Annotated in this window: 11 protein-coding genes and 1 tRNA gene; 9 read left to right on the top strand and 3 right to left on the bottom strand. The window is 69.3% G+C overall.

Going from position 1 to position 11,969, the window contains the following annotated elements; translation table 11 throughout:
* Nucleotides 1-7 precede the first annotated feature (7 nt).
* Nucleotides 8-547 carry a GNAT family N-acetyltransferase gene (locus tag LX16_RS08720; RefSeq protein WP_147135765.1) on the bottom strand — a complete coding sequence of 180 codons (540 nt, stop codon included), beginning with the start codon at nt 545-547 and terminating at the stop codon, nt 8-10.
* A 529-nt stretch (nt 548-1,076) separates the two neighbouring features.
* Between LX16_RS08720 and LX16_RS08715 the strand changes: the two genes are divergently transcribed.
* Together LX16_RS08715 and LX16_RS08710 are read left to right on the top strand one after the other, a co-directional pair.
* Nucleotides 1,077-1,709 (top strand): DUF7019 family protein, encoded by a 633-nt coding sequence (locus tag LX16_RS08715; RefSeq protein ID WP_147135761.1) that lies wholly within the window; start codon nt 1,077-1,079, stop codon nt 1,707-1,709.
* 140 nt (nt 1,710-1,849) lie between these two features.
* On the top strand, nt 1,850-2,134 hold the full coding sequence (locus LX16_RS08710) for a hypothetical protein (RefSeq protein WP_147135757.1): 285 nt from the start codon (nt 1,850-1,852) through the stop codon (nt 2,132-2,134).
* Nucleotides 2,135-2,380: 246 nt separating this feature from the next.
* Here LX16_RS08710 and LX16_RS08705 read toward each other — a convergent pair whose 3' ends face one another.
* Nucleotides 2,381-3,193, bottom strand: a complete 813-nt coding sequence (locus LX16_RS08705; protein WP_147135754.1) for a GIY-YIG nuclease family protein — start codon at nt 3,191-3,193, stop codon at nt 2,381-2,383.
* Nucleotides 3,194-3,595: 402 nt separating this feature from the next.
* Between LX16_RS08705 and LX16_RS08700 the strand changes: the two genes are divergently transcribed.
* Nucleotides 3,596-4,417, top strand: coding sequence for an alpha/beta fold hydrolase (locus LX16_RS08700; protein ID WP_147135751.1), 822 nt, complete (start codon nt 3,596-3,598; stop codon nt 4,415-4,417).
* 418 nt (nt 4,418-4,835) lie between these two features.
* Here the strand turns inward: LX16_RS08700 and LX16_RS08695 are convergent.
* A tRNA-Val gene (locus LX16_RS08695) sits at nt 4,836-4,910 on the bottom strand.
* A 313-nt stretch (nt 4,911-5,223) separates the two neighbouring features.
* Between LX16_RS08695 and LX16_RS27915 the strand changes: the two genes are divergently transcribed.
* From LX16_RS27915 to LX16_RS08665, 6 genes are all read left to right on the top strand, one after another.
* Entirely contained in the window at nt 5,224-6,174 is a 951-nt protein-coding gene (locus LX16_RS27915) for a zinc-dependent alcohol dehydrogenase family protein (RefSeq protein WP_147135748.1), read from the top strand.
* 209 nt (nt 6,175-6,383) lie between these two features.
* The gene (locus LX16_RS08685) at nt 6,384-7,553 is read left to right on the top strand and encodes a cytochrome P450 (protein WP_147135745.1); all 1,170 of its coding nucleotides are present in this window, start codon (nt 6,384-6,386) and stop codon (nt 7,551-7,553) included.
* A gap of 28 nt (nt 7,554-7,581) precedes the next feature.
* Nucleotides 7,582-8,232, top strand: a complete 651-nt coding sequence (locus LX16_RS08680; protein WP_147135742.1) for a sulfotransferase family protein — start codon at nt 7,582-7,584, stop codon at nt 8,230-8,232.
* Entirely contained in the window at nt 8,229-9,008 is a 780-nt protein-coding gene (locus LX16_RS08675) for an SAM-dependent methyltransferase (protein ID WP_147135739.1), read from the top strand. Before LX16_RS08680 ends, LX16_RS08675 begins: the two co-directional genes overlap by 4 nt.
* Before the next feature lie 282 nt (nt 9,009-9,290).
* Complete coding sequence (locus LX16_RS08670; RefSeq protein ID WP_147135736.1) at nt 9,291-10,286, top strand: aspartyl/asparaginyl beta-hydroxylase domain-containing protein; 996 nt, start codon at nt 9,291-9,293, stop codon at nt 10,284-10,286.
* Nucleotides 10,286-11,842 (top strand): FAD-dependent monooxygenase, encoded by a 1,557-nt coding sequence (locus LX16_RS08665; RefSeq protein WP_158645532.1) that lies wholly within the window; start codon nt 10,286-10,288, stop codon nt 11,840-11,842. Before LX16_RS08670 ends, LX16_RS08665 begins: the two co-directional genes overlap by 1 nt.
* Nucleotides 11,843-11,969: the final 127 nt, after the last annotated feature.

The following is an 11,969-nucleotide window of genomic DNA, read 5'->3' as shown; positions in this document are numbered from 1 at the left end:
CGGCGGGCTACCCCGCCGCCGTCGAGAGGGGATACTCCATCGACACGCCGTCCAGGAACACGCCGTTCGGCAGTGGAATACGGGTGGATCGCAGCTCACGGAAGCCGAAGGACCGGTACAGCGGTACGCCGGGCAGTGTGGCCATGAGGACCAGCGCCCCGAACCCCTCGGCCCGGGCGGCCTGCTCACACCTCGCGAGGATCGCCCGTCCCAGCCCACGGCGGGTCCAGTCGCCGCGTACGAACATCGCGCGTACCCGCGCGGGCTCCGTCGCCGGATCGAGCATCCGGTCGTCGGTGGGCGCCGCACCCGAACCGGTGTAGAGCTTGTCCCGTCTGCTCCAGCCGCCACAGGCGACGATCTGCCCGCCGGCCTCGTGGACGTAGTAGGTGCGGTCCTCGATCAGCACGGTGTCGGGCTCGGTCAGGTACCGGGCGGCCGCCGCCGTTTCGCGGTCGTCGTGGAACAGCGGGAAGACCTCCCGCACCGATCTCCGCATGAGCGCGCCGATCGCCGGCACGTCCGACTCCACCGCCTCACGCAGCATCGGAATCCCCTTCCGAAGACATCGACGACCGACCTCATCCTAAGCCGGAACCGCGCACGACACCACCGGCGCCGCCACCGTGCCCGGCACCTCACGGCAGTGGTGCGGACGCGTTTCCGACGGTATGGCCCGACGCGCGTTCACACCGAGCCGCCGTCGTCTTCTCCGGAATGAGCACCCGTCGGTCACTCACCGGATCGACGGGTGCCGGTCATCCGAGCGTCGGCATGGCCGGAGAATGAGGAACGCGAGGCGACAGGCGTAGCAGGACTCGCCGCAGCCGCCGCCACTCTCGTTGACACATGAGCACCTCGTCGATGAAGCGGCGATCCGACTCGGCCACCTGAACGAACAGGATCAGTGCATCCCGCATCGCCGTCTGCACTCCAGGGAGGTCGCTCGATCCGGCCGGACCGAACGGCGACGTGGCATCCAGCCTACGCGCCTTCGCGACCGAGTCGGCTACGGCCGGACTGTACTCTCGGTTTCGCACACCGAACCCGTCCAGTTCAGTCCGAAAAGGATCTCCTTGTCGTTCAGCTACTTCCTCTACATATCGGACTCCAAGGTGGACATGATCCTGCCGCAGTTCGACTCCCGGCCGATCGGGGAGAGTCAGACCGAGATCGCGTTCGACCTGGAGGTGCTCAGTGTCAGGCGGGCGAGGACGACCACCGGCGGAGGTCGGATCGCACGACTCGAACGCGTGCTCCGTCATCTTCAGGACGGGGAACTGCTCGGCACCATCGATGAGGGGAACGCCTTCTTCTGGGCCACGATGCCGATGCGCTGGGACATCGTTCACACCGAGACAGGCGGTCGTATCGCACTGTTCGGGGGGCGTCCCGATGCGACGACGGTGGTGCTGAGCGGGTCGAGTCGCCACCTCATAGGCTGGCAGCCAGCCGACGCAGGCGCATCTGGATCGAACGCGCCTGCGCTCATGGAGGGGATCGAAGTCGCCTCGCCGGCGGAGGACGCGCAGTTGCTCCAAGCCGTCACGCACGAGAGCTCTCCCCAACTCGACGTCTTCTCCACCGTGCGGTCCGCGGTCTCGCGGATGTCCGGACCGGAACAGCGAGTCGAATTCGTGGCGAAGGTACTGGCCCGAGACTCCGACACGATTCTGGCGACCCCGGTCTACGTGGCGCTCCTCGACTGACGTGGTCGTATCGCATTTCAAGCCCTGGGCCACTGTGCAGGAAATCAGATCCGGCAGGGCGAGGCATTCGCGTTTCTACGGAACGAGCAACAGACCGGTCCCGATGTGAGGTTGGCCGGTGATCAGGGAAGGATCGATCAATGAGTGAGAGTTCTGGTGAACAGTGGTTGCGCGAAGGCGCATGTCAGTCGATTCAGAAGTACCGTGCCGGCAAGATCACACTCCGGAGTCTGGTCAATGACCTAAGCTCGATTTTTTTGGAACTCGAGGAACTTCCATATGGCGAGGAGCTTCGCTCACAGTGGTGGGAACTTGAGCAGATCTATGCTGTCGCACTTGATCGGGGCTATCTTCACGAACTGCCTCGCCAGGACGAACTGGACATCCAGGAGACCCTCGATGTGTTGGAGCGGCTGCTGAGTTAGACATGCCGTCGCGAGTATGAGGCATCACGACTAGACGCCCTGATGGCCGATCGCGCTTCCGGTGCGGCTCCGTCGGTTCGCGCGAGCGAGCGAAGTCGCCGGGTCGGAATTCCGCCTGACCTGGAAGTGGGAGTGCGCATGCACCCGGATGGCAGCACTACACCGGACGAAGGCGTACTCCAGTTGAAGACCGGGAACGTATCGCGAGGCGTCGGCACCATCACCGGAAGATTCCTCCTCTCCTGCTCAGTTCCGGTTGAGGCCGTGTTTCCGTGTGTCCAGGGCGAACTTGAAGTGGCTCTCGGCTTCATCGATCACCTTCGTCGGTGTCGAGGGGTCGAAGACTCGGAGCAAGGAGAAGCGGAAGCTCGTGGGATCGATCCTGCGCAGTTCGATGTTCCCGCCATGTCCGTTGGACGTGTAGGCGCTCCACCGTTGCCTGATGCTCTCCGCGCCGTCGGCCTTGCCCACGTACTGGCGGCCGTCACGGGTATCGGTGATGAGATAGACGCCCACCACAGAGGACAGCGCCGTCCGCCACGCCGCGTATCGGTGTTCGCGCATCACCGCGTGGAGCTTCGCATGACTGAGGACGAGTCGGTCGAAGCCGGGGAACGGTTCCGGCTGAGCGTCGGCGATCTCCACCACCGGGTACCCGGCCGCCGTGGGCCCGTTGAGCCGCCATGTCCGCGGTGATCTCCATCCGATTACGAGCCGGTTCCTCAGGTCTGCCAGGTGATCGGTCTCTACGAGGTCGAACGTGCGCAGGGAGCCGTCGTCTGAGACCTCGCCCCGGTTGTCTATGACGGACCACAGGCGCGCCCGGTTCCCACCTTCGGGCATGAACACGACCCAGAGGCGGGGCGGGACCGGGGGAAATTTCCGAGGCTTCGCCGACTGCCGACTCGTGTAGGCGAGGATCTCCTCATCGGTCGAGTCGGCGTGGACGCCCCGCAGTCCTGTGTCGGCGTGTTCCTGGACGTACGCGTGGCGGATCACCAGGCATCCCGCTGGTTCGATGCCTGCGCTGCCGAGGACGGCGCCGAGTGTCAGTGTCATCGGAGGTCTCTGCTCTCGTTCTCGCCGGTCCGAGCGCGGTGAGCCTGCCGGACGCCTCTTGGTTGTGCACGGCCACGTCGCGGAGGGACTTCCACGGCCCTGCGTGGGGCCGGCCGCGGTCACCCACATGCGGAACCGCCCCGCTCAGGTGAGTAACAACGGTATCCCTCCCTTGAGACACATCGTTTCTCGGATGGTCCATGGCGAGTTCTCCGCTTTCAACCCACTGCTCCCTCCGAGCGTGCGGGGAGCAGCACGTGACGCTGTTCGCCGCTGGACCGGCAAGGGACCATCCCCGGGCGTGCCGGTTGTCGACGCCGGGCGGCGAGCCGGATCCGTTAGTTCACAATCTGACATCCTGTTCGATACGCCGAGACGTGCGATCACCCTGGAGGTCTGCTGATGGGTTCCGAATTGATCACGGCCACGGCACTCGACGGCACAGGTGTGCGTGCGTTCGACGAGGGCCGTGGCCCGGTGATCCTGTTTCTCCACGGCGGCATGGACGAGGGTGCGTCCTGGAAGAAGGTCGCCGCTCGACTCGCGTCGCGATTCAGGGTGCTGCGCCTGCATCGCCGACAGTATCGGCGGGACCTCAAGGCACGTGAAGCGTGCACGATGGCCGAGGAGGTCGCGCATGTGCGTGCACTCGTGGAGTCGATCGACGAGCCGATGCTCATCGTGGGGCACTCGTCCGGCGCGGTGCTGGCGTTGGAGGCGCTCGTGGCGTTGCCCGAGGCGTTCGCGGGCGCCGTGCTGTACGAACCGCCCTGTGTGGTCGGACCGCCGCTCGGTGGGGAGGCGTTGACGCGGGCGCAGGCCGCCATGGCCGCCGGAAGGCCGGGTAGGGCGCTGGCCGTCTTTCTGCGTGACATCGTGCGGGCGCCCGCATGGACGGCATGGATGACGGGCGTCTGTGTTCCTGTGTTTCCCCAACTGGCTCGCCTCGCTCCGCACCAACTCGACGACTGCGAGGCCATCGACGGACTCGGTCTTCGGCTCGATGCGTACGCGAGAATCGGTGTGCCCGTCGTCCTGCTCGGCGGTGAACGCAGTCCGGCCCACCTGGGCGAACGGCTGGATGCGCTGGAACGCGCCATACCGGAGACCGAACGTGTGCGAATGCGCAGGCAAGGTCATGCGGCGAACAGCCTCGCCCCGGGCAAGGTGGCCGAGATCGTCGGCGAGTTCGGCGACAGGGTGATGCGAAGGCCGTCCCGATGAGCCGGGCTCCCCTTCTAGTCGTCGGCGTGTGGTGGACCGGGGAACCGTATGCCGATGCGTGTGACGCAACGATGTAACGGACCGCAACGAAGGCCGGCAAGGCGGCATGAGGATGCCGAAGCCGAACCATTGCGTGAGCTGCGTCGCCGATGTGGTATCGAGAGTACAGAGGTGGCTTGCCGGAACCCGGCGTTGGGGGTTTCGATCCTGGCCGGGGTGCCGGCCGGGGTGCCGCGCCGCCGGTGGACGTCAATACATGGCATGTTCAAGGGTCTCTGGCCCGACGATAGGCCGATGGGCGAAGTCCGGCCAGTCATTAGGTGGGGCTTGTGTCGCGTTGGTGGGTTCAGTCCGGCAACGAACTCAGGAACCATTCGGGAACAGGCACTCGCATCGAGTGCTCTGACCTGGCATTTCGTGGTGGTCGATACTGGGATTGAACCAGTGACCTCTCCGGTGTGAACGGAGCGCTCTCCCGCTGAGCTAATCGACCGTGGGACGTCGACAACTGTACCCGAGTCCTTCGCCGGACCGTCACAGGGGTGGGGTGAGTCGAGACGTGTCCGATTCCGGCCGGGTGGGGGAGCCGATCCGGCTGCGGCGGCTTGGGATGATCACGCCATGGCCTGTGGGACGTCGCGCCGCCGATCCGCGTTCGGGCGGACGTGCCCGTGCGGGAACACCCCCGTGAGCGCGGCGGATCGGCGCGCCGCCCTGCGGTACCGGTGTGAGGCGCCGACACGGTGCCGCCCGGTCGGCAGCGTGGTGGCCGCTCCGTGCCGCCGACTCGGCAGTGAGGCGGCCGCGTGAGTCGCCCGGTCGCGCTCAGCGCCGCCCGGTTCGGTCGTCCGGCCGACGTGTTGCGCCTGGTGCCGGTGCTCCCGCCGCCCCTGCGTCCCGGTCAGGTGCGGGTCGCGATGTCGATGTCACCGGTCAACCCGTCCGACCTCATACCGGTCACCGGCGCGTACGCCACCCGGACTGTCCTGCCCTTCGTGCCCGGATTCGAGGGGGTCGGCCGGGTCGTCGGGAGTCGTGCCCCGGGCCTGCCGGTCGGGCGGCGGGTCATCCCGATCGGGTCGGCCGGTGGATGGCAGACCGTCAAGACGACCGACGCCGACTGGTGTGTACCGGTCCCCGACGACCTCGACGACCGGGTGGCCGCCACCTCCTACGTCAATCCGTTGACGGCGGTCTCCATGGTCGAATCGCTCGCACTCCACCGCCCCGAGGTCGTCGCGGTCAACGCGGCGGGTTCGGCGACGGCCGGCATGGTGGCGGCCCTGTTGGCGGCGCGCGGAGTGGAGGTGATCGGTGTCGCCCGGCGGTCGCCGGGAGCCCCGAGGGCCGGATTCCATCGTTTCGTGGACGTCTCCGCCGATCCGGACGCGGTCGATCGACTGCCCCGGTGTGACGCGGTGTTCGACTGTGTGGGCGGGCGCGACGGTGCCCGGCTGGCCGCGCGGTTGCGGCCCGGCGGTGTTCTGTTCCACTACGGACTGTTGTCAGGTGAACCCCTGCCGCGGTCGGTCGTGTCTCGCCCGGACGTGACGGTCGAGTTCTTCCGGCTGCGGGACCGGGTCCACCGGATGGAGCGGGGTGCGCTGCGGAGCGCCTTCGACGAGGTGTTCGACCTGTTGCGGCGCGGGGTGTTCCGGACCTCCATCGCGGCGGAGTACCGGCTCACCGCGTGGCCGGTGGCGCTGCGGCATGCGTTGCGACCGGCGGTCGGAGGCAAGATCCTGCTGCGTCCTTGAGCGCTGCCTAAACCCACCGGCATCGGTCCACTCCGGATCGCCGGGTGTTGTACAGACACATTAGAATCGATGAGAAGCGTTGGTGTTGAAGCGAACCCGTACTCGATCCATTATGGATGACTTATGGACGACTCTGTGGTGTGATCATGTCGTGACCCCTAGTCTGTAACGAGCCGCTCGCCGGCGGTGTTGGCGAAGGGAGCACGCGAATGCCGGAACCGGTTGCCGACGACCCGATCCTGTCGATCGCCAGTCCGGAGGCGCTCGTCGATCCTCACGCCGCGTACGCCCGCCTCAGGGCCGAACGGCCGGTCTTCTTCTATCCACGTCTCCACTCGTGGATGTTCACCCGCCACGCCGACTGCGTCGACGTCCTGCGCGACACTGCGAACTTCGCCGCCGACTGGCGCAGGGTGGGCGAGGAGATGCCACCCCGCGCCGTCAACATGCTGACCCTCGACCCGCCCGAACACACCGCCGTACGGCGACCGTTCATGGCCGCACTGCGCGAACAGCCGGCCGCCGGGCTGGACGGGATGGTGCGGCACCACACCGAGGCGTTGCTGACACGCCTCGCCGGCCGTCCCTCCTTCGACTTCGTCGCCGACCTCGCCGAACCCCTGTCGTTGGCCACCATCTGCGGTTACCTCGGAGTCCCCGAGCCGGACGGTGGCTGGCTCAGCGGAGTCGGCCGCGTCGTGGGGGCCGGAATGGACGCCGGACTGTGGCCCGAACGTGCCGCTCCCGTCCAGCAGGCGCAGCGTGAACTCGGCACCCTCGTGGACGGCTGGCTCGCCGACCCGCCGAGCCGAGGTGTGCTCGGCGCGGTCGTCTCCCACGTCGCCGACTCCGGGATCGATCCGATGGTGCTGTCGAACACGGTGCGCGGACTGCTGTTCAGCGGATACAGCTCGGGCAGCAAACTGCTGTCCCTGTTGGCGATCGCCCTGTTCCACCACAAGGCGGCCACCCTCGACGGATTCCGGGCCGCCGACCCGGCTCGGGCGATCGACGAGGTGGTCAGGTACTGCTCACCCATCCACGCGGTCGCTCGTGCCTGCGTCCACGACACCCGCGTCGGCGACACCGAGGTGAAGGCGGGGCAGGCGGTGACCCTGCTGCTGGGCGCGGCGAACCGGGATCCCGACAGGTTCCCCGAACCGGACCGGATGCTCCTGGACCGGCATCCGAATCCGCACCTGGGGTTCGGTCGCGGCCCGAAGTCGTGCCTGGGGTCGCCGTTCAGCGTGGTGCTGATCCGCGCCGTGCTCGACCTGTTGGCCGAACGGTATCCCGACACCCACGCCGTGAACGCGCCCGAGTACCACCCGAACCTGACGCTGCGCAGTCCCGCCCGTTTCGAGACGGCGCTGCGATGACCGCTCCACGACCGCGAGGCGGCCGGTCATGAGGGTCGTCGGCGCCGCGTTCGGCCGCACCGGAACCTCCTCGGTCCGGACCGCACTGGAGACGCTGGGACTCGGCCCGGTGCACTACATGCGGATGCTGGCCGTCGATCCGGTTCACGCCCGTGGCTGGTCCGCCCTGGCGTCCGGCGAGCCGGGCGTCACGGCCGCCGGGCTGCTCGCGGGCTACCGGTCCAGTGTGGCCTGGCCCGGCAGCCGCTACTGGCGTGACCTCGCCGCGGCGTTCCCCGACGCCAAGGTGCTGCTGACCGTCAGGGACCCCGACACCTGGTACGACAGCGTCCACGCCACCCTGTACCGCACCCGCCCGGCGCGGCCACGGACCGCCGCCGACCACGCCATCGAACACATCGTATGGCGGGGCACCTTCGGCGGACGCTTCGCCGACCGGTCCCACGCCGTCGCCGTGTACCTGCGGCACAACGAGGAGGTCCGCGCCGAGGTGCCGCCGGACCGGCTGGTCGAGTGCGATCCCGCCCGCGGCTGGGAGCCGCTGTGCGCCGGCCTGGGTGTGGCCGTACCCGACGCCCCTTTCCCACACGTGAACACCACCGGCCAGTACCTCGACCGTGCCGCCGCCGCCGGGGCACTCCCCGGCCGGCCGTCACCCCGTCACCAGGAGGACGCATGACCCCCGTTCCCGACCTGACCGTCACCGCCGACACCGACCCCTACGGTGCCGTCGCCGGACTCTACGACCTGCTGCACGTGGGGCCCGGCTCCGCCGAGCTGGTCGGGTTCTTCGCCGACATGGCGCCCGAGGGCGGTGACGCGCTGGAGATCGGCCCCGGCACGGGACGGATGACCATGGCGGTCGCGCGGCGGGCGGGCACGGTGACGTGCCTGGAGAGGTCCCCGACGATGCGGGCGGTGCTGCTGACCAAGCTCGCCGCCGATCCGGGGCTGCGCGACCGGGTCACGGTCCTGGATGTCGCGGCACCGGGATTCGACCTGGGCCGCCGGTTCGACTACGTGTACCTGTCGGCGGTGTACGAACACGTGCCGCCGACCGCGCGGCCCGCCCTGTTCGAGACCCTGGCGGCGCATCTGGCGCCCGGCGGCGTGCTGGCCATGGACATGGTCGAGGACGAGGTGATACCCGACCTGGACGAGCACGAGGTGCGGGCGGCGGTGCAGGGCGAATGCCGGTACACGTTGTCCACCGAGGTGCGGCCGGTCACCGACGACCTCGCGAGGGTCAGGCACGTCTACCGGACGTGGTCGGCGGGGGAGGAGATCGGCCGCCACGTCGTGGAACGTGATCACCACATGCACCGGCCCGCCGGAGTCGTGGCCGACCTCGCCGCGGCGGGACTCGTCCCCGTCGGTGGCACGGCGATCGAGAAGAGCGGTACGCCGTTGGACGACAAGGGCACGCTGGTCGCCCGACTCGCCCACGACCGCTGAGGCTTCCGGGCGCCGACGGCGAACCGGAGGAGTGTGAACGCCACACGGTCCTGAAAGGAGGTGTGCCATGCGTTACTGGTACTGAGGACGGCGGTCGGTGCCGGCGTGCGTGCCGGTGACCGACATGCCCTGAACTGCCGTCCGCCCGGCCCGGCATCGGTGCGCCTCGGACGACGACATCGAGCACGTGGGCCGGACGGCGATCCGGCAGCTGTCATGACCGTGGCCCGGCACGGCCGCCGGGCCACGGCATCACCTCGCCGAACCATCCCCGGAGGAACCATGATCGACCACCCCACGGACTGGCGGGCGCTTCCCCCGGCGGTCCGGCTCGCCCGCCGTTACGACGCCGCCGAACTGGCCGCCGAGGTGGCCGAGCTGCGACGCCGCCCCTGGCGGGCGCAACGCGCCATCGGACAGGACGGGATGCGGCGGCAGTCCGACATCGACTGGACCATCCTGCCGTTGCGGAGTCCCGGCGGCGACCCGTTGCGCACCGACGCCGGTGGCGCCGGACTGGTCGAGCACGCCGAGACCCCTCACCTCGACGGCGCACCGGCGCTGCGCCGGTTGATCCGGGAGTTCCCGGCCGGTCTGCTCGCCGTCCGTCTCATGGCCCTGGGGCCCGGCGTGGAGGTGGCCGAACACCGCGACGCCAAGTGCGGCATGCCCTGGGGCGTGGTGCGGTTGCACGTCCCGGTGGTCACCAACCCGGGGGCGACCGTCGTCATAGACGGCCGGTCGTTCCACTGGGAGGCCGGACGGCTCTGGTTCGGGGACTTCGACCGTCCACACCTCGTGGCCAACACCGGCACCACGGCACGGGTCCACCTCGTGTTGGACTGCCTGGTCGGCAAGGAACTGCTCGACCTGTTCCCGTCCGGATACCTCGGCGGGATCGCCGTGGAGGACGTGGTCCTGGCCCGCGCACCGGTGCCGCTCACCCCGGGTGAACGCGACGCGTTGCGGTGTCGTTTCCCCCTACCGCGACGATTCCTCGAGTGGTCCGAAGAGGAACCCGTGGCGCCGGCCGACGCGACCGTGCCCGCCGAGATCGTCGTCACGCCGGACGGCCCCGTCCTGGTGGTGGAGGGCACGCCACGATTCGGTCTGGTACACCTCGGCGGCGGAGACCTCCGTCTCGCCGGCTGGACCGAGGAGCGGGTCCTGACGGTCGATCCCGGGCGTGACGGCATGCGCGTCCGCACGACGACACGATGTGGACGCGACGCGGCGGTGACGAAGTGCGCGGCCGAACCCGTGACCGGCGGTCCGTGATGTCCGGCGGGCCGAGGGTGCTGGTCGTCGGTGGGGGACTGGTGGGGTTGTCGTGCGCGGTCTTCCTGGCCTGGCACGGTGTCCGCTGTGTACTCGTCGAGCGGCACGCCGGCCTGCTCAGCCATCCTCGGCAGCGCAGCCTCTCGATACGCAGCATGGAGTCGTACCGGCAGGTCGGTCTGGAACCGGCGTTGCTGGCGGATCGGCTGCACCTGCCGGGTCCCGCCGACTACGTGTCGGTCCGGGCGGACAGCCTCGCGGGCCGGCACGAGGCGGTCGCGCTCCACGTCGACGTCGCCGCGGGGGCGGACCTGAGTCCCTGCGCCGGCCTGCCCATCGACCAGGACCGGGTGGAGCGGCTGCTGTGCCGCCGCGCGGTCGAACTGGGTGCGCGGGTGAGGTTCGGTGTCGAACTGACGGATCTGCGGCAGGACCGCCATCACGTGTCGGGCGTCCTACGTGTCGCCGGAGCGGAACCCGAGCCCGTCGAGTGCGACTATCTGGTCGCCGCGGACGGGGCGGACAGCCCCATCCGCCACGCGCTGGGTGTGGCGTCGACCGATTCGGGCGGAGAACGTCGCATGCTGACCGCGTTGGTCGCCGCCGACCTGCGGCCCGCGCTGGCGGGGCGCACGGTGGACATGGCCTACCTGTCCCGTCCGAGACCGGGCACCTTCCTCATGTCGCTGGGACGCGACGCGCACCGTTGGGTGTTCGGCACCGTGGACGAGGCGGGAGACGACGTCGGTACCTGCGTGACCCTGGTGCGGCAGGCGGTAGGTGTGCCCGACCTGCCGGTCACGTTGTTGCCCCAGCTTCCGGGGAGCGACCGAAGGGTCATGCGGTTCCGGGTCGGCGCGTCGGTTGCCGACCGGTACCGGGTGGGAAGAGTGTTCCTCGCCGGTGACGCGGCACACGTCATGCCGCCCACCGGCGGATTCGGGGGTTCCACCGGTGTGGAGGACGCCCGGAACCTGGCGTGGAAACTGGCGACGGTGGCGCTCGGCCGGGCGGGCGACGGCCTGCTCGACAGTTACGAGGCCGAGCGGCGTCCCGCCGCGACGGCGGCGTTGGCGCAGGCGACGGCACGTGCCGGGCACCGGTTCGGTTCCGGCGGCGGCGCCACCGAACCCATCGTGGACCGGAACGACGTACTGCTGGGTTTCGGATACCGCTCGAACGCGGTGGTCACGGGACGGCCGCCGCCGGTGGTGTCGCCGGCGGCCTCTCTCACCGGCCGACCGGGAACCCGGGCACCGCACGTGTGGCTGGCCGACGGCAGATCCACCGTGGACCTGTTCGGTGACCGCTTCGTGCTCCTGACGGCCGGCGACGCGCTGGGCTGGCGGCGGGTGACACGCCGCGCGCCGGTACCCGTGGACGTGCACGGCTGCGGTGGCGAGGTGGCCGGGGTCTACCGGTTGGGGTCTTCGGAGGGGGTGTTGGTGCGTCCCGACGGCGTGGTCGCCTGGCGGGGGGATCGTCCGGAACCGGAGGTCTTCTCGGCCGTCCTGGCGCGGGTGTTGAGCCTCCCGGCCCCGGTCTCCTCACCGTGACGGGTGGACACCCGGTTCACCGCGGTGAGGAGACCGTCCCGTTCGGACCGTTACCGCGGAGTCGGCGGTTCCGCCTGGATCCGGCCGAGTGGTGTCCCCTGCCGTCCGCTGCGGTCGTCACGGGTGG

The organism is Stackebrandtia albiflava, assembly GCF_007994225.1.
GTDB lineage: Bacteria > Actinomycetota > Actinomycetes > Mycobacteriales > Micromonosporaceae > Stackebrandtia > Stackebrandtia albiflava.
Note: the sequence above shows the minus strand (reverse complement) of the source record. Positions and strands in the feature narration are given on the sequence as shown.

Bases quoted from the DNA above. Each gene is read 5' to 3' on its own strand.
- LX16_RS08675 (WP_147135739.1), top strand. From the start codon at position 8,229: ATGACCCCCGTTCCCGACCTGACCGTCACCGCCGACACCGACCCCTAC.
- LX16_RS08670 (WP_147135736.1), top strand. From the start codon at position 9,291: ATGATCGACCACCCCACGGACTGGCGGGCGCTTCCCCCGGCGGTCCGG.
- LX16_RS08680 (WP_147135742.1), top strand. From the start codon at position 7,582: ATGAGGGTCGTCGGCGCCGCGTTCGGCCGCACCGGAACCTCCTCGGTC.
- LX16_RS08665 (WP_158645532.1), top strand. From the start codon at position 10,286: ATGTCCGGCGGGCCGAGGGTGCTGGTCGTCGGTGGGGGACTGGTGGGG.
- LX16_RS08685 (WP_147135745.1), top strand. From the start codon at position 6,384: ATGCCGGAACCGGTTGCCGACGACCCGATCCTGTCGATCGCCAGTCCG.
- LX16_RS08710 (WP_147135757.1), top strand. From the start codon at position 1,850: ATGAGTGAGAGTTCTGGTGAACAGTGGTTGCGCGAAGGCGCATGTCAG.
- LX16_RS08700 (WP_147135751.1), top strand. From the start codon at position 3,596: ATGGGTTCCGAATTGATCACGGCCACGGCACTCGACGGCACAGGTGTG.
- LX16_RS08705 (WP_147135754.1), bottom strand. From the start codon at position 3,193: ATGACACTGACACTCGGCGCCGTCCTCGGCAGCGCAGGCATCGAACCA.
- LX16_RS08720 (WP_147135765.1), bottom strand. From the start codon at position 547: ATGCTGCGTGAGGCGGTGGAGTCGGACGTGCCGGCGATCGGCGCGCTC.